Source organism: Streptococcus iniae, from assembly GCF_030732225.1.
Classification (GTDB): Bacteria; Bacillota; Bacilli; order Lactobacillales; family Streptococcaceae; genus Streptococcus; species Streptococcus iniae.
Genome location: NZ_CP132230.1, coordinates 1,924,053 through 1,941,080, shown reverse-complemented (window position 1 = coordinate 1,941,080; position 17,028 = coordinate 1,924,053). Strand labels below are relative to the sequence as shown.

General features: G+C 37.9%; 17 protein-coding genes. 12 read left to right on the top strand and 5 right to left on the bottom strand.

The window, feature by feature from the left end; translation table 11 throughout:
* Positions 1-338 precede the first annotated feature (338 nt).
* From Q9317_RS09520 to Q9317_RS09490, 7 genes are all read left to right on the top strand, one after another.
* Positions 339-1,043 carry an N-acetylmannosamine-6-phosphate 2-epimerase gene (locus Q9317_RS09520; protein ID WP_003102270.1) on the top strand — a complete coding sequence of 235 codons (705 nt, stop codon included), beginning with the start codon at positions 339-341 and terminating at the stop codon, positions 1,041-1,043.
* Between the two features lie 78 nt (positions 1,044-1,121).
* Positions 1,122-1,937, top strand: a complete 816-nt coding sequence (locus Q9317_RS09515; protein ID WP_225111330.1) for a carbohydrate ABC transporter permease — start codon at positions 1,122-1,124, stop codon at positions 1,935-1,937.
* Between the two features lie 8 nt (positions 1,938-1,945).
* Positions 1,946-2,782: a carbohydrate ABC transporter permease gene (locus Q9317_RS09510; protein WP_003102265.1), complete on the top strand. Its 837-nt coding sequence runs from the start codon at positions 1,946-1,948 to the stop codon at positions 2,780-2,782.
* Between the two features lie 44 nt (positions 2,783-2,826).
* A complete protein-coding gene (locus Q9317_RS09505; RefSeq protein ID WP_003102262.1) occupies positions 2,827-4,185 on the top strand; it encodes an ABC transporter substrate-binding protein in 1,359 nt (452 codons plus the stop codon).
* A 20-nt stretch (positions 4,186-4,205) separates the two neighbouring features.
* The gene (locus tag Q9317_RS09500; protein WP_003102261.1) at positions 4,206-4,676 is read left to right on the top strand and encodes a NanQ anomerase/TabA/YiaL family protein; all 471 of its coding nucleotides are present in this window, start codon (positions 4,206-4,208) and stop codon (positions 4,674-4,676) included.
* A 17-nt stretch (positions 4,677-4,693) separates the two neighbouring features.
* Positions 4,694-5,611, top strand: a complete 918-nt coding sequence (locus tag Q9317_RS09495) for a dihydrodipicolinate synthase family protein (RefSeq protein WP_003102258.1) — start codon at positions 4,694-4,696, stop codon at positions 5,609-5,611.
* Between the two features lie 18 nt (positions 5,612-5,629).
* Positions 5,630-6,526, top strand: a complete 897-nt coding sequence (locus Q9317_RS09490; RefSeq protein WP_003102256.1) for an ROK family protein — start codon at positions 5,630-5,632, stop codon at positions 6,524-6,526.
* Positions 6,527-6,699: 173 nt separating this feature from the next.
* Here the strand turns inward: Q9317_RS09490 and Q9317_RS09485 are convergent, their stop codons facing one another.
* The 3 genes from Q9317_RS09485 to Q9317_RS09475 form a co-directional block, all read right to left on the bottom strand.
* Positions 6,700-7,950, bottom strand: a complete 1,251-nt coding sequence (locus Q9317_RS09485) for a hypothetical protein (RefSeq protein WP_003102254.1) — start codon at positions 7,948-7,950, stop codon at positions 6,700-6,702.
* Positions 7,951-8,164: 214 nt separating this feature from the next.
* A protein-coding gene (locus Q9317_RS09480) for an IS3 family transposase (RefSeq protein WP_370297210.1) occupies positions 8,165-9,507 on the bottom strand; the annotation gives its coding sequence in 2 pieces (ribosomal slippage) (positions 8,165-9,057 and positions 9,057-9,507; 1,344 coding nt in all).
* A gap of 73 nt (positions 9,508-9,580) precedes the next feature.
* Positions 9,581-10,393: a MurR/RpiR family transcriptional regulator gene (locus Q9317_RS09475; RefSeq protein WP_003102252.1), complete on the bottom strand. Its 813-nt coding sequence runs from the start codon at positions 10,391-10,393 to the stop codon at positions 9,581-9,583.
* 154 nt (positions 10,394-10,547) lie between these two features.
* On the opposite strand from Q9317_RS09475, the gene Q9317_RS09470 reads away from it, so the two are divergent.
* The 3 genes from Q9317_RS09470 to rsmA are packed head-to-tail and all read left to right on the top strand — an operon-like array spanning position 10,548 to position 12,792.
* Positions 10,548-11,321 carry a TatD family hydrolase gene (locus Q9317_RS09470; protein ID WP_003102251.1) on the top strand — a complete coding sequence of 258 codons (774 nt, stop codon included), beginning with the start codon at positions 10,548-10,550 and terminating at the stop codon, positions 11,319-11,321.
* Positions 11,293-11,883 carry a ribonuclease M5 gene (gene rnmV / locus Q9317_RS09465; protein ID WP_003102249.1) on the top strand — a complete coding sequence of 197 codons (591 nt, stop codon included), beginning with the start codon at positions 11,293-11,295 and terminating at the stop codon, positions 11,881-11,883. The genes Q9317_RS09470 and rnmV overlap by 29 nt, the downstream gene beginning before the upstream one ends.
* A gap of 36 nt (positions 11,884-11,919) precedes the next feature.
* Complete coding sequence (gene rsmA / locus Q9317_RS09460; protein WP_003102248.1) at positions 11,920-12,792, top strand: 16S rRNA (adenine(1518)-N(6)/adenine(1519)-N(6))-dimethyltransferase RsmA; 873 nt, start codon at positions 11,920-11,922, stop codon at positions 12,790-12,792.
* A 42-nt stretch (positions 12,793-12,834) separates the two neighbouring features.
* On the opposite strand, the gene Q9317_RS09455 is transcribed toward rsmA, so the two are convergent.
* Positions 12,835-13,683: a DNA-binding domain-containing protein gene (locus Q9317_RS09455; RefSeq protein ID WP_003102246.1), complete on the bottom strand. Its 849-nt coding sequence runs from the start codon at positions 13,681-13,683 to the stop codon at positions 12,835-12,837.
* On the bottom strand, positions 13,680-14,975 hold the full coding sequence (locus Q9317_RS09450) for an ATP-binding protein (protein ID WP_003102244.1): 1,296 nt from the start codon (positions 14,973-14,975) through the stop codon (positions 13,680-13,682). The genes Q9317_RS09455 and Q9317_RS09450 overlap by 4 nt, the downstream gene beginning before the upstream one ends.
* 104 nt (positions 14,976-15,079) lie before the next feature.
* Between Q9317_RS09450 and argF the strand changes: the two genes are divergently transcribed.
* Both argF and arcC read left to right on the top strand, forming a co-directional pair.
* Positions 15,080-16,078 (top strand): ornithine carbamoyltransferase, encoded by a 999-nt coding sequence (gene argF, locus Q9317_RS09445; protein WP_003102242.1) that lies wholly within the window; start codon positions 15,080-15,082, stop codon positions 16,076-16,078.
* 11 nt (positions 16,079-16,089) lie between these two features.
* Positions 16,090-17,022, top strand: a complete 933-nt coding sequence (gene arcC / locus Q9317_RS09440) for a carbamate kinase (protein WP_003102240.1) — start codon at positions 16,090-16,092, stop codon at positions 17,020-17,022.
* Positions 17,023-17,028 lie beyond the last annotated feature (6 nt).

The window sequence follows — 17,028 nt, the reverse complement described above, 5'->3', positions numbered from 1 at the left end:
AAGTCTTCATGCTGTTTAGTGATAAGTACTTTAGAAAAAAGGGCAACTAAAATAGCTAGAAAGTCATGCTAATAATGTGCCATAACAGTCTTTTATAGGCTATTTGTTTAGAAGCCGCCCAATCTCTCATAGCATAAAAAGAACTAAGGCCTTAGCATTGCTAAAGCCTTTTTATGCTGCTGTTACAGTTGAAACTAGTTTCAAAAATGATTGTTTTAAGAAAAAATGTGAATGTATTTTCTAAATTGCTGAAAAGTGTCGAAAATACTTTAGTAATTGGTATAATATCTTTGTGAACGTTTTCATAACAAAAAATTGTAAGCAAAGGAGCAAATAGAATGCCTGATCAATCACGAAAAGACAAGCTTTTGCAAGCGATAAAAGGTGGGATCATCGTCTCTTGCCAAGCCTTGCCTGGGGAACCTCTTTTTAGAGAAGAAGGAGGAGTCATGCCACTTATGGCTAAGGCGGCTGAAGAAGCTGGTGCTGTTGGTATTAGAGCAAATTCAGTTAGAGACATCAAAGAAATACAAGAGGTAACAGATTTACCAATTATTGGGATTATCAAAAAGGACTACCCACCGCAAAAACCCTTTATCACAGCTACCATGACTGAAATTGATCAATTGGCTGCGCTTGATATTGCAGTTATTGCATTAGATTGTACCAATAGGGCACGTTATGATGGTTTAAGTATTGCAGACTTTATTGCTCAAATCAAGGCCAAGTATCCTGAGCAACTTTTTATGGCAGATATCAGCACTTACGAGGAAGGACTAGCTGCCTATGAAGCGGGAATTGATTTTGTGGGGACAACACTTTCTGGCTACACCTCATATAGTCGTCAGGAAGCAGGGCCAGATATTGAATTGGTTGACAGGCTTTGTCAAGCTGGTATTCCTGTCATTGCCGAAGGGAAGATTCATTGCCCTAAAGAGGCAAAACAAATCAATCAGCTAGGTGTTGCTGGAATCGTTGTTGGTGGTGCCATTACTAGGCCAAAAGAAATAGCAGAGCGCTTTATCAAGGCTTTACAAGATTAAAATCTATTGAGGAGAGTTGATGTGAATTTCAGTAATATCAAAAAACAATATCCGGGCTATCTTTTTATAGCACCGCAAATGCTTTTAATGCTCATTTTCATTGTTTACCCTGTTATTAAAGGCTTCAAAATGAGTCTCTATAAGGTTTATGGACTGGATTCATACTTTGTTGGTCTTGATAATTTCAAAGCATTATTGCAAGATCAAACCTTTGTTAAATCCATTGCCAATACAATCTTTTTTGTCGTGGCAATTGTCTTGTTAACCATTGTTTTCGCTCTTTTTGTAGCGACAACAGTCTATGATAAAAATTCAAGATATGTCTCTTTTATCAGAGGTTCTTACTATTTACCAGTTATGGTATCAATGGTTGTTATGAGTATCGTTTGGAACTTTCTTTTGAATCCTTCCAACGGATTCATCAGCTACCTTTTTCAGACGGCAGGTTTTGGTCATGTTAACTTACTTGGGAATACTAAAACGGTTATGCCTATTATTGTTTTTGTCACATTTGTTGGAAATGTTGGCCAAGCCATTATCTTATATTTAGCAACGATGATTGGCATTTCGCAAGATTATTTTGAAGCAGCACAATTAGATGGTGCTAGCAGATGGCAACGCATCAGACATATTGTCATACCTTTAGTAAGACCAACAACGGCTTATTTGATTGTTATTAATATCATTGCAGTCTTGAAGATTTTCGTTGTTATTCAACTCTTAACAGGTGGTGGACCAAACAATGCTTCAGTTACAATGATGTATTACCTTTACCAAAATGCCTTTGTTTATAACAATACCGGGGCAGCATCGGCTATTGGTGTATTGATGTTTATTATTGCACTTTTATTGAGTGTCCCTCAGTTGAGATCATTTGTTAAAACAAACCAATAGGAGAAGATATGCTTAGAAATATAAAAAGAATGGAAAGGTTTGACCTCATCACCAATATTATTGTTTTGGTTTTAGCACTTTTATTTCTATTACCATTGTTTTGGTTGGTGACAAATACTTTCAAAACGTCAGCGGAAATTTACCAAATGCCACCAGATATTCTTCCAAAAAGATGGTATATGGGGAATTTGAGTGAATTATTTTCAGGACAGCCTACCCTAAAATGGGTCATGAACAGTTTCATTGTGTCTTTTGCTACAGCTTTATTTAGTGTTTTTGTATCAGCTTTAGCTGCCTATGGCTTTTCAAAATTGGCCTTCAAGGGTCGAACAGTACTCTTTTTGATTGTCATAGCATCCATTATGATTCCTAAAGAAACCTTTATTGTTCCCTTATTTGATGTTATTGAAAGTTTAAATTGGGTAGATACTTATCAATCCATGATTGTTCCTAACTTAGCCACTGGTTTTGGAACCTTTATGCTTTATTCTTACTTTAAAGTGATTCCAGAATCCATTCGGGAGTCTGCTAAGATTGATGGGGCCAGTGAGTGGACTGTCTTTTCAACATTAATGTTACCTATTGTCAAACCAGGGATTGGTGCCCTCTTTATTCTTAACTTTGTCACAGCTTGGAATGATTACTTATGGCAATTACTCATGGCTAGAAGCAAAGACATGAAGACTCTGACAATTGGTGTTGCCAGTCTTCAACAAGATATCAACCCTAATATTGGTTTGAAAGTTGCAGGTGCGGCAATAGCAGCCTTGCCAATGATTATTATATTCTTTATGTTCCAACGTTTCTTTGTTAAAGGTGCTACAAATGGCGCCATCAAAGAGTAACGTCTTAATCTGTTAAAAAACATATTTCTGAAAGGAAAATAGAAATGACTAAAAAAATGCTTAAAATCGCTACTGTAGCGATGTTGCCACTGCTTGGATTAGCAGCTTGCTCTTCTAAAAAGGAGTCTGCTAAAGAAGGAAAAGACCCAAATCAAATTGATGTGTGGTTGACGCCACAATGGAAGGGAACCTATAGCGGGACTGAAAAAGGTGCAGACTATGATTCTTTCTTTAAAACAGCAGCTAAGATGTATGAAAAAGACCATCCAGGGAAGAAAATTACGGTTCAGGTTATTCCTGGTGAAGAAAGAGATAGTAAACTGAGTGTTGCCACACAAACAAAAACCTTGCCTGATGTTTTCTTTGAATCAACCTTTGCTATTTCAAGCTTTGCTCACCAAGGTTTGCTAGAACCGCTTGATTCTGTTATTGATGATAAAAACAAAGCAGATATTTCAGCTTCTGTTTGGGATAATGTGGCAATCAATGGCAAAACCTATTTTTACCCATTTGCACAAAACCCTGGCATGTTAGTTTATAATGCTGAAATGTTTGAAAAAGCAGGGCTTCAAAAATATGTTGCTGACAAAGAAAAAATTGCAAACTGGTCAATGGACGACTTTAAAACCATTTTAAGCAGTCTTAAAGCAAGTGATGACAAGGTTTCACCTTTGGGATTTTATGCTAAAAATAATCAAGGCGACACTTGGACCATGATGTATCTCAGAATGTTTGGTTCTTCTTTCTTTGGCAAAGATGGTAAATTGATTGTTAATGATAAAAAAGGTGTAGAGGCTCTTGATTACCTCAAAGAATTGAACGACAAAAAAATGTTAACACCAGGGGCAGAATCTTTAACAAGTAATGATGTTAATGCGATGTTCCAAAACAAACAAGTAGCTGTAAGCTTTACAAATTCAGTTCTATATAAAGGCATGCAAGACAACATGGCTAATGGAACTTTGGGCAAATTTGATGCTCGCCTTGCTAATGTCCCAAATGTTGATAGCCCTAAATCTTTCACTTATGTACTGGGGTCAGCAGTTTTCAATACCAATGGCGATAAACGTGTCAAATTAGCCAAAGATTTTGTTAAATACTACTCTGAAAACGATGAATTGATTAAAGCAAGTATGAACTTTATGCCTGTTCGTAAATCACTCGTTGACAAGGAAAAAGCTAAGAACCCACTGCTTGAAACTTATATCAACAATGACAAATACGTGATCAACTTCTCAAACAATACCCCAGGTTATGCTGAAATTAGAACAGCTTTATTCCCAGAATTACAAGCAGCATTGACTGGTGAAAAATCATCTAAGGAAGCATTGGACACATTTGTTAAAAACGGAAACAAGGCTATTGAAGAAGGGCAAAAACACTCCAAAGCCCTTAAAAAATAATTCCTAAGAAAGGATAAGTCATGATTATAGATTCCCTCAGCAATTTATCCCATTATCGTTTTTTACATCCTAATCTCGATAGGGCAATTGATTACCTCATGCAAACAGATTTACAAGAGCTTTCTTATGGGCGACATGCTATCAAAGGAGACCAAGTTTTCCTAAATTATGGGGAAAACCAGTTGATAGAAAATCCTGAGAATAAGTATGAATACCATCGCCATTATGCAGATATTCATATTGTGATGGAGGGGGCAGAAACGATTTCTTATGGTTACCAGCCACAAGAAACTTTAGTAGACTATCGGCTTCAAGAAGATTATGGGTTTGATGCCTGTCAGTCTTCTTTAGAGGTAACACTTAAGCCAGGCTATTTTCTTATCTTCTTCCCAGAAGAGCGACATAGACCTGGTGGATTAGCTGATTCTGGTTTTGAGATGGTAAAGGTAGTGGTTAAAGCCTTGATGGATGATAGCAATCAAGTTGTGTAGAAAAGGATAAAAGTGATATGAAACATTTAGATAACTATAAAGGGATTATTCCAGCATTTTACGCTTGTTATGATGCTGAGGGAAACATTAATCCTGAAGCGGTGCGTGCTCTAACGCAATATTACATTGATAAAGGTGTAAAGGGCTTGTACCTTAATGGCTCATCAGGGGAATGCATCTATCAAAGCGTTGAAGACCGCAAATGTGTCTTGGAAAATGTGATGGCTGTAGCTGCAGGTAAACTAACCATCATCAATCATGTTGCCTGCAATAATACCAAAGATAGTATTGAGTTGGCTAAACATTCTGAAGAATTGGGTGTTGATGCCATTGCTGCAATTCCCCCTATTTATTTCCGTCTTCCTGAATATGCTGTTGCAGCTTATTGGAATGCCATTTCAGCGGCAGCACCGAACACAGATTTCATCATTTATAACATTCCACAACTTGCTGGAACTGTACTAACCTCTAGCCTCTATCAAGAAATGCTTAAAAATGACCGTGTGATTGGTGTAAAAAATTCATCAATGCCAGTGCAAGATATTCAAAACTTCTGTTCAATTGGTGGTAAAGACCACATTGTCTTTAATGGTCCAGATGAGCAGTTTCTAGCAGGTCGACTTATGGGAGCAGAAGCGGGAATTGGTGGCACCTACGGAGCTATGCCGGAGTTGTTTCTTACTTTAGATAACTACATTGCAGCAAAAGAGTTGGAAAAAGCCAAAGCGCTTCAATATGCTATCAATGACATTATTGGAGTTTTAGTATCAGCGCGTGGTAACATGTATGCTGTTATCAAAGAAGTGCTCCGTCTGAATGAGGGGCTTGATATTGGTTCTGTTCGTTCACCACTGTCAGAATTAGTAGAGGCTGATTTTGCGATATGCCAAAAAGCAGCAGCACTGATTAATGAAGCAAAAGCAAACTTTTGTTAGAAAAATGGAGGAGAGCTTATGAGTCTTTATCTGTCTATTGATATTGGAGGCACTGCAACCAAGTACGGTCTTATTGATGGTAACGGTCAACTGCTTGAAAAAAAGGAAATGGCAACAGAAGCCCACAAGGGTGGGCCAGCTATTCTTGAGAAGGTTAAAGGTCTTGTTGCTTCTTACCAAAATAGTCATCAGATTGCAGGAGTTGCCATCTCATCAGCTGGTATGGTAGATCCCATTAAAGGAGAAATCTTTTATTCTGGTCCACAAATTCCTGATTATGCAGGAACCCAATTCAAAAAGACCATTGAAGAAAGTTTTGGTATTCCATGTGACATTGAAAATGATGTCAATTGTGCAGGTCTAGCAGAAGCCATTTCTGGAAGTGCCAAAGATAAGGCTGTTGCCTTGTGTTTGACAATTGGAACTGGAATTGGTGGCTGTTTGTTACTGGATTCTCAAGTTTTTCATGGCGTTGGAAATGCAGCCTGTGAAGTGGGCTATATGCATTTAGCAGGGGCTTCTTTCCAAGATTTAGCCTCAACAACAGCTTTGGTGGCTAGTGTTGCGCAAATGAAAGGAGAGGACAAAGACTCTTGGGATGGCCGACGTATTTTTACAGAAGCTAGAGCAGGTGATAAGGAGTGTATTGCTGCAATTGACCAGATGGTTGATTATTTAGGTCAAGGCCTGGCTAATATTGCTTATGTTGTTAATCCCAGTGTTATTGTGCTAGGCGGTGGGATTATGGCACAAGAAGATTACCTTGCACAGAGAATAAGAAGCGCCTTGCAAAAATATCTCGTAGCCAGTGTTTATGATGTGTTAAGTCTCAAATTTGCTCATCATCAAAATGCTGCAGGAATGTTAGGAGCTTTCTATCATTTTCAGCAAAAACAGTCTCACTTGTTTCAGTAAAGAAAATGAGTTTTTCTTAAAAGTCCAACACTAAATAGAAAAAACGAATAAGATTGGAATTCTGAGTTACAGAAAGCCAGTCTTATTCGCCTTTTTATGCCTATAGTAGTTCATAGAGCTTGATCAAGAAGTATTGCTAAAATAGAAATCTCTTTGTTCAGGACTCTTTTTGCTTAGTTTAATTGCTGAATGAAGTAGAAATAGTCAACTCGTTCTTGGTCCAATGCTGCTTTTTCAACAGCAGACTCTTGCATGATAACGATTAGGTTATTTTGGTCATCAAAAGTAGTTTTTTCGACACGGTAATTTTGACCATCTTTTGCTTGTAATTGTGCTAAGATGTTACTATCAGAAATTGTTTCACTATATAATAATGTTGACTTGTTGTAGTAGTAGACGTTAAAGTCTTGACGTGCTTTTTGAGCTTTATATCCCCAATAAGGAAGTTGGCTTTCTCTTACCACAGTGTAGTTTTCAGACAAGCTGTCGCTGTTTTTTGACACATAATCTTTTCTTGAATAATCATAAACGTCTTGTTTTTGACGTGGTCTGATAACATGGTTGAAAAATCCTTCTTGACCATCGTAAACGTGAAAATCTTGACGACGGTCATCTGATTCACCATCCATGATCAAGTAGGCTTGGTCTCTGCGCACAATTTTATAAGGATCAGACTCATCTCGGTTAATGGTTTCATCCAGAATTTTCTGAGCGTGGGCAGATAATGTTTGACTTGAAATGTTATCGCCGACCTTGTAGTGTGTCACGTCTTCAATATTTAAAGGGTTACCGAGAGTTTGTCTATTGCCGTACATGTCTTCACTGGTTACGGTGATGGTGTGACGAAAATCAACTGTAGTTGCTGGATCTGTAATGGTAAAATCTTTTTCTTTCAGAATGATTTTACCTTCTAATCTAAACTTACGGGTGTGGTTAGGGTAGTTGTAATCCTCATTATTGCCAACTTTTGAAAATGGATCGTCTATTAACAAATCAAGTTGGCCGTTACTATTTGCTTGTAGCTGATAACCATATCTATCAAGGAAGTGTAAATGACCAGTGTCGTAGACCTCATACCGTTGTTTTGGGCGTGCAATATTGACTTTAATCATAATGCGTTCCAACAACTCTTCTTTGCTGACATAGCGATGTGGTAAATCAACGTCTGTTGTTTCCAAATTGAATGATTCCCTATGACCATTCGAGTGGATGACTTCAGCCTGAACATTGATTGAAACAAAACGTCCCGGACTTTCTTCATCCCGACTTGACTCGCTTCCATCAACATTACCAGCGATTTTATAGCGTCTAAAGTCCCTATTGTTTGCCCTATTATTATAAGAGTGTGCAGATACTGCCTGAAAGCTCATTAGTAGAGATAAAAAGACAATAAAAGATGTTAACGTTATCCTAAAAATTTTCATAAATTTTAATTCCTCCTAACCAAAGTTTAAAAGATGCCTAATATAATTACTAACCAAAAAATTTGTATTTTCAAAAAAAATGATTTGCTAATTTGTGAAAAAAGTATCAAGTGTTATTTAGGTGAGGAAAGAGCCAAGTTTTACTTTAAAAGAGAAGAAAACAAGTAGCAAAAAAGCCTTAGATTGTACTGACCCCCAGAAGTTGGACAATTAATTATTGCAAGGATTTGGTTCTGTATTGAACAGGACTAAGTCCTTTTAGTTTTGCTTTGATTCGTTTGTTGTTGTAGTAAAAAATGTAATCTGTGATAGCTTGTTCAAGCTCATCAAGGGTTTTGTAAGACTTCTCAAGTCCATAGAACATCTCCGATTTGAGAATGCCAAAGAAGGATTCCATCATCCCATTATCTGGACTATTTCCCTTTCGAGACATAGAGGGACGAATCCCTTTGGTTTCCAAAAACTGATGGTAAGACTGGTGCTGGTACTGCCACCCTTGGTCGCTGTGGAGAATAGTTCCACTGTATGAATCCGCTGGAAAAGCCTTCTCAAGCATCGTTTGAACCTGTTTCAAGTCAGGCGAGCGAGATAAGGTAAAGTCAATAATCTCACAGTTATAGCCATCAAAAACTGGCGATAGATAAAGCTTCCCTTCAGGTAAGGCAAACTCTGTCACATCGGTATAACACTTCTCATAGGGTTTAGAACCTTCGAATTGACGTTTAATCAGATTATCAGCCTTCTTACCAACCTCACCTTTGTAAGAAGAGTACTTGCGCTTACGACGAATGCGAGCCGCTAAGCCCATAACTGTCATCAAGCGTTGCACCTTTTTGTGATTGATGAGGAATCCTCGATTTCTGAGTTCTAAATAAATCCGACGATAGCCATAGTTTCCTTTATGTTCATCATAAATCTCTCGAATCAAATTCTTTAGTTCTATATCCTTATCTCCTTGAGCTAGTCGCTTCACTTGATAGTAATAGGTGGAGCGCGGTAAATCAAGGATTTCAAGTAGCGTCTCTAGGGAAAACCGATTCGTTAATGCTTGAATGATTTCTGTTGCTCTTTGAGCTTTGCTTCGTCCCTCAAGCGGTATTCTCTCAGCTTTTTTAGCACAGCATTCTCCGCTCTTAAGTATTCTAATTCTTTCTGAAGACGTTCCAATTCAGTCATCTCTTCTAGCTTTTTCTTAGGCTTTCGTCCCATCTTAGCAGGTCTCCCTCTTGGTTTTTCAAGAATAGTATAACCGTTTTTCTTGTATTGCGCTATCCAATTTGGGAGCATCCCTCGATTTGGCAAGGTATAATCAAGAGAAACTGAGAGTTGAGAGCAACCATGAATCAAGACTTTATCTATCATTTCCTGCTTTAATTCGAGTGAATAATACCTATTTTTACCTTTTTCAACGATTTCTAAGCCATACCGATCCATGAGTTTTATCATGTATGTGAGATTGGCAATGGTTACCTTGTATGTCTGGCTAAGATTGGTCCACGACACGCCGCTCTTTTTCAGCTCATATATTTCTAGTTTATCTTCATAACTTAATTTCATAAGAAAAACACCCCAACTGTTAGATTTTGTGTCTAACTTTTGGGGTGCAGTTCAGATTTTTTCTAAAGCTTTTTTAATCAATGATTGTGTTTTTGAAAATCATTTCTTTATGTTTTTTATCAATAGCTAGAACGTAAGCGTAGATAATATCCATCATAATTAAGAGAGGAAATTGTGGAGATACTCTATTGCCATAATTGAGTTGGCGTGTAGAAGCAACATGAATAATGTGATCGATGCTGTTGCTATTGGATTTCTCTTTTGTGGTTGTCAACAAAACGGTATGTGCCCCGCGAGATTTTGCTGTTTCTAGAGCATTAATAACTGATTTTGTCTTACCTGATAAGGAGAAACCAAAGACCAAACAATTATGATTGACTAGGCTATTTGCCCAAGTAAAACCATCCGTATCAGAATAAGCGTCACAGATTAAACCAAGTCTCATAAACCGTAACTTCATTTCTTGTGCCACAAGCCCAGAGGAGCCTTTACCATAGAAATAGATGCGTTCTGATTTATCAATTAAGCTGGCAAGCTCTTGTAATTTATCTTCATTAACCAAGTCGTAGGTTTTATTAATCAGAGAATCATAATCAATAAGAACCCTTTTGGTTAGCTCCAAATTAAAGGTTTGAAAATTATCTTCAGATTCCTGTAAGCTTTTTGTGTACTCAAATGAAAAGGCCCGGTAGCCTGAAAAACCGCATTTTTTGGCAAAGCGTGTTAGAGCTGCTTGAGAAATGTGCAACTGTTCAATGACTTTTGCCGCAGTTAAGTCAGCGTCTTTTAACGCAGTAGTCATAAAAAAGTTGGCAATTTCTTTTTCGAGGTTGGTCATTTCAGGTAAAGCTTCTTCGATTTGTGCCATTAAATAATTTTGTCGCATACTACCTCCTTTTGTAAGCCTTATCATTTAGTATAGCATAAAAATTGACAGAATTTTAACAAAAATTGTCAGTAAGGCCATAGATGAAGTCTGACTTGACTTGTGATATAATAGTCAGACAAGAACTTCTAGCAAAATTGAGAAAAAGGACCATATGATTAGTATTTTTGACACCCACACCCACCTCAATGTGGACAATTTTATAGGCAAAGAAGATGAGGAATTAGCCCTTGCAAAAGAAATGGGAGTAGCCTATCACAATGTGGTTGGTTTTGATAGCAAGACAATAGCTGGCGCTTTGCAGTTAGCTGAAACCTACCCTGAGGTTTATGCGACCATAGGATGGCACCCAACTGAGGCTGGTGCCTACACCCAAGATGTTGAAGACATGATTATTTCTCACCTTAACCATCCTAAAGTCATTGCCTTAGGTGAAATTGGATTGGATTATTATTGGATGGAAGACCCTAAAGAAGTTCAAATTGAGGTTTTCAAACGGCAAATCCAAGTGTCAAAAGACCACAAGCTTCCTTTTGTGGTACATACCCGTGATGCCTTGGAAGACACCTATGATCTTATCAAAGAAGTTGGAGTTGGTCCGGCAGGAGGAATCATGCATTCTTACTCTGGTTCTCTTGAAATGGCTGAAAAATTTATTGACCTTGGGATGTTAATCTCTTTCTCAGGAGTTGTGACTTTCAAAAAAGCAACAGATATTCAAGAAGCAGCGCAGCAATTACCCCTAGATAAAATCTTGGTAGAAACAGATGCCCCATACCTTGCTCCAGTACCAAAGCGAGGACGAGAAAATCGCACAGCCTATACCCGCTATGTGGTGGATAAGATTGCTGAGTTAAGAGGACTCTCCGTCGAAGAAGTGGCTCAGGCTACAAGTAACAATGCAAGAAGGATTTTTAAACTTGACTAAAAAAATTAAGATTCAAGAAGTGCTTGTCGTTGAGGGCAAAGATGATACGGCTAATATACGCCGTTTTTATGAAGTGGATACCTACGAAACGAGGGGCTCGGCCATTAATGACGATGATTTGGAGAGAATTGAGCGGCTTCATCATTTGCGAGGAGTCATTGTTTTTACAGATCCAGATTATAATGGAGAACGCATCCGCAAATTAATCATGGCAGCTGTTCCAACTGTCAGACATGCCTTTTTAAAAAGGGATGAAGCAGTTCCAGGGTCGAAATCAAAAGGCCGCTCACTAGGTGTTGAACATGCTTCCTTTGAAGATTTACAAAAAGCTTTGTCTAAAGTGACTCAGGCTTATGAGGATGATAATCAGTTTGACATTAGTCTAGCTGACTTGAGTCGCCTAGGACTGACTTTAGGAAAAGATAGCCGAAAACGCCGTGAATACCTAGGAGATAGCTTAAGAATTGGCTATTCTAATGGGAAACAACTCCTAAAACGCTTGGAACTCTTTGGCATTAGCTTAGCCCAAGTTGAAACAGCAATGGCTGAATATCATAACTAACATTAGGCCCTATTTGAGGGTAAAGAAAGAGAAAAAATGAGAATTGCAGACTACAGTGTAACCAGAGCCATCCTAGATCGTCATGGTTTTACCTTTAAAAAATCCTTTGGTCAAAATTTCTTGACAGATACCAATATCTTACAGAAGATTGTAGACACAGCTGAGATTGACAAGGGTGTAAATGTTATTGAAATTGGTCCTGGGATAGGGGCCTTAACAGAATTTCTAGCAGAAAATGCTGCAGAAGTAATGGCGTTTGAAATCGATGACCGTCTTGTTCCGATTTTGGCAGATACCTTAAGGGATTTCGATAATGTCCAAGTTGTCAATCAAGATATTTTAAAAGCTGATTTGCAAACACAAATAAAGTCTTTTAAAAATCCAGAATTGCCGATTAAGGTTGTGGCAAACCTTCCTTATTACATCACAACGCCAATCCTCATGCATTTGATTGAGAGCAAAATTCCATTCCAAGAATTTGTTGTCATGATGCAAAAAGAAGTTGCTGACCGCATTTCAGCGCAGCCAAATACGAAAGCTTATGGCAGTTTATCAATTGCTGTTCAATATTATATGACTGCTAAGGTTGCTTTTATTGTTCCAAGGACGGTGTTTGTTCCAGCACCTAATGTAGATTCAGCTATTCTAAAAATGGTGAGACGCCCTGAACCACTTGTTCGTGTGCAAGATGAAGATTTCTTCTTTCGTTTAGCAAAAGTTGGCTTTGTTCATCGTCGCAAAACCCTTTGGAATAATTTAACCAGTCATTTTGGTAAAACAGATGAGATCAAGGCTAAGCTAGAAGCTGGTTTAGAAAATGCTGCCATTAAACCGTCTATCCGTGGTGAAGCCTTAACCATTGAAGATTATGGTCGCTTAGCAGACGCCTTTAAAGCAGAAGGTTTATAAAAAAACGCGTTATTACCTTTAGGTAATGACGTGTTTTTGTGTTTAGGTATATAAGGCATTGTGGCTTTGAACTAAGAGCTCATCAAAAAATTGCCGTAAGGAAATTTTGCCACCTTGGAAACGATTTTCTTGAATAACTTGTATTTCTAAGTGGATGTTTTGATAACCAAAGAGGGATTTGGCGTATTGGAGGGTGATATCATTTTCAAAGTCATCAATGCACAAATGCGCCGTATTAATCAGAGCTTTCTTGACAGCTCTTCTGACCCTTTGTAGCATGATTTTTTGGGCGTGAGCATCAAGTGAGAGGTATTTGGTGAAATCAAGTTGTTCAAAGAGCAGATTGTGGCTTAGCATCACCTTGCAAATGCTCAAAATGTCAGCATAGCCGGCATCGGCTGTAATGCCCAAGTAACTGAGGATTAAGCGGATTTTTTCCAATTGACGCGTGTGGATATCTTCTTGAGTTTGCTGGGCTAGTTGAGGGCCAAGTAACTCTTGGATTAAGTGTAGTTTAGCTTCCATTTCAATGGACTCGGTCACTTTTTGGACGACTGACCTGACTTCAACAATGTTAATGGGTTTGCTAATGAAAAATTCAATGCCAGCATTGTATGCATTTTGCCTGAGTGTGGTGTCATTAACTTGAGAAATCATAATAAATTTCAGTTTAGGGCGCTGTTTATGGATTTTTTCAACCAAGGAAACGCCATCCAAGTTTGGCATTAATAAGTCAATTAAAACAATATCAACATCAACAACTAAAAGATCCTTATAAGCAACTAATGAGTCGTTGCATGTTTTTGTTACGGTATGGTTAAAGTCCTCTTCAATAATATCTTGTAAAACCATAGTCATTGAAGGGTTATCATCAATGATGTAAAATTTCATTTCATTACCTCTGTCATTAGTAACTGTTTGTTAAGACTGATTGTAAAAACGGCTCCTTTAGGAGTATTATCTGAGCAAGTAATATCACCGTGGAATTGTTCTTGGACAATCACTTTGACATTTGACAAACCAATCCCTCTATAAATATCCCCGTTAGCATCAAATTTAGTGGAAAAACCAGGTTTGAAAATGTGCTCTTTTATCTTATCTGAAATCCCTGGGCCATTATCACTGATAATGATTTTAAGGCTACCATCGCATTCTTGTGTGACAACTGTGATGGTGCCCTTTTTTTGATTGCCGATAGCTTCAACAGCATTTAAAACAATGTTAGAAATAACGGTCAATAAAAAATAGTAATTTGAGACGGTTAGCGTGCTTTGGATATTTTCGGTGATAATAATATCTTGCTGATGGGCTTTAATCAAACTTCGAACGTAGGATAATGCAATTCTAAAAATGTCTTTTAAAAGCATGCTCGATTCATTTTCAACACTAAAATAAGTGCCTAGGCCTTTGATGACATTTTGGTAGTCTTTTTTGATTTCATGGACGTCGCGCGCAATGTCTAAAGAAAGGTGTTGAAATTCGGGTTGTAAGTGATGGTGTTCCAATTCTTTATTGAGAAGATAGGCGTTTTTCATAATGTTTTCAATCTCAAGAATGTTTTTTTGCATGAAATAAACTTCACTTTTTACGGCAGAAGTTGACCAAATAAAATAATAATAGCGTTGTTCATGGTAGTCTTTCAAAAGTAATAAACTAAGGTAACTATAACAATAAGATAAGGCACAGCTGATAAAGGCTCTGGCAAGAGCTGCCAAAAAGAGAATTTGAAAAACAGTGACACTGTAATGTTTAAAGTTAAGTAAAAGACTGATTTCAACAAGGTTTGAAATGTAGTCGCAAATAATAATGGTCAAAAAGAAGGTTCCCTTGTTACCGTAGGGGCGTCTCCAATAAAGAAAATAATAAGCTGTTCCATAGCAGAGGTAAAAGACCATATCCGTAAAGACAAATTCAAAGGTTTTTGCCAGAGAGGCATCTCCAATACTGATTAAAATGAGCCCTCTAAAAATAGGAGAAACCATAGCGATGCCAAGGCAAATTTGAAAGGGGTTGACATCATCATTGAAGTACAAAAAAACTGGCAAAATAAAAAGTGATAGGGTCAAAATAAAACCATCTGTAATCACTGGAATGTAAATTTGGGCAGCTAGAGCAATTGTGATGGCTGCAATAATAATTCTTTGACGTCTTTCAATGTGCTTTTGAGATAAAATTTTTAGCATAAAAATACTTTTTCCTTCTTTTTTTGAATATTTTTGAATATTCCTGAGTATTTATGAAAGCGCTCACTATTATTTAAGTATAAATAAAAAGGAGGTAATAAGCAATGAAAAATCTACGAAACCGTAATTTTCTGACCTTATTAGATTTTACAACACAAGAAGTCGAATTTCTCTTGAATCTCTCTGAAGATTTAAAACGGGCAAAATATGCAGGAATTGAACAACAAAAATTGGTTGGTAAAAATATCGCCTTGATTTTTGAGAAAGACTCAACTCGCACCCGTTGTGCATTTGAGGTTGCCGCTTATGACCAAGGGGCGCATGTCACTTATTTAGGGCCAACAGGTAGCCAGATGGGGAAAAAAGAAACTGCTAAAGATACTGCGCGTGTTCTTGGAGGCATGTATGATGGTATTGAATACCGTGGTTTCTCACAAGAAACTGTCGAAATATTGGCAGAATTTGCTGGAGTTCCAGTATGGAATGGCTTAACAGATGCTGATCACCCAACTCAAGTGTTAGCAGACTTCTTAACGGCCAAAGAATGTTTGAAAAAACCTTATAAAGACATTAACTTTACCTATGTTGGTGACGGTCGCAATAATGTTGCTAATGCCTTGATGATTGGTGCTTCTATTGTTGGGATGACTTACCACCTAGTATGTCCAAAGGCCTTAAATCCTGACCCAGAATTATTGAAAAAATGCCAAGAGATTGCTAAGACCACAGGTGCGACAATTGAAATCACTGATGATATTGAAAAAGGGGTCTTGCATTCAGACGTGCTTTACACAGATGTTTGGGTATCAATGGGTGAGGCTGATGAGGTTTGGAAAGAAAGAATTGCCTTATTAGAACCTTACCGTGTTACTCAGGAAATGCTTGACATGACACAAAATCCAAATGTTATCTTTGAACATTGTTTGCCATCTTTCCACAACATCGACACTAAAGTTGGTAAGGAAATTTATGAAAAATATGGTTTAACAGAAATGGAAGTTACTGATGACGTCTTTGAAGGTCCACATTCAGTTGTTTTCCAAGAAGCAGAAAATCGGATGCACACCATTAAAGCCGTAATGGTTGCGACTCTAGGTGATTAGGGGGGGTAGCTATGTCTAAAATTGTTGTTGCTCTAGGTGGGAATGCTTTAGGCTCTTCTCCAGAAGAACAGTTACAGCTTGTTACACAAACAGCGAAATCCCTGGTTTCCTTGATAAAGCAAGGCCATGACATTGTCATTAGCCATGGCAATGGGCCTCAAGTTGGGGCCATCCATTTGGGCATGAATTACGCGGCTGAAAATGGACAAGGAGCAAGTTTTCCGTTTCCAGAATGTGGAGCCATGAGTCAGGGTTATATAGGTTATCACCTGCAGCAAAGTTTGTTAAATGAATTGAGCAAACAAGGCATTGCTAAAGAAGTAGCTACTGTTATCACACAAGTTGAAGTGTCTAAAGACGACACCGCCTTTAAACACCTATCAAAACCAATTGGTGCTTTTTATGATAAAGAAGCGGCAGAAAAAATAGCACATGAAAAAGGCTACACTTTCGTTGAAGATGCAGGCCGTGGTTACAGGCGTGTTGTTGCTTCACCTGAACCAAAACAAATTGTGGAATTGGCAAGCATTAAAAGTTTAATTGAATCAGGAACCCTAGTAATTGCAGGCGGTGGCGGTGGTGTTCCAGTGGTTAAAAATGATACTGGAGCTTATGAAGGGATTCCTGCAGTTATCGATAAAGATAGATCAAGTGCATTGTTGGCAAGTAAACTTGGAGCAGAGCAATTGATTATTCTAACAGCTGTTGATCATGTTTACATTCACTATGGAAAAGACAACCAGCAGGCCTTAACAGACATCACAACAAAAGATGTTATTGATTATGCTAATGCAGGAGAATTTGCTAAAGGCAGTATGTTCCCTAAAATTATTGCTTGTCTCAGTTTCCTTGATGATAATCCAAATGGAGAAGCCATCATTACCTCTCTAGAAAGTTTAGAGGAAGCTCTAGCAGGCAAAATTGGTACGCGAATAATCAAGTGACAGATA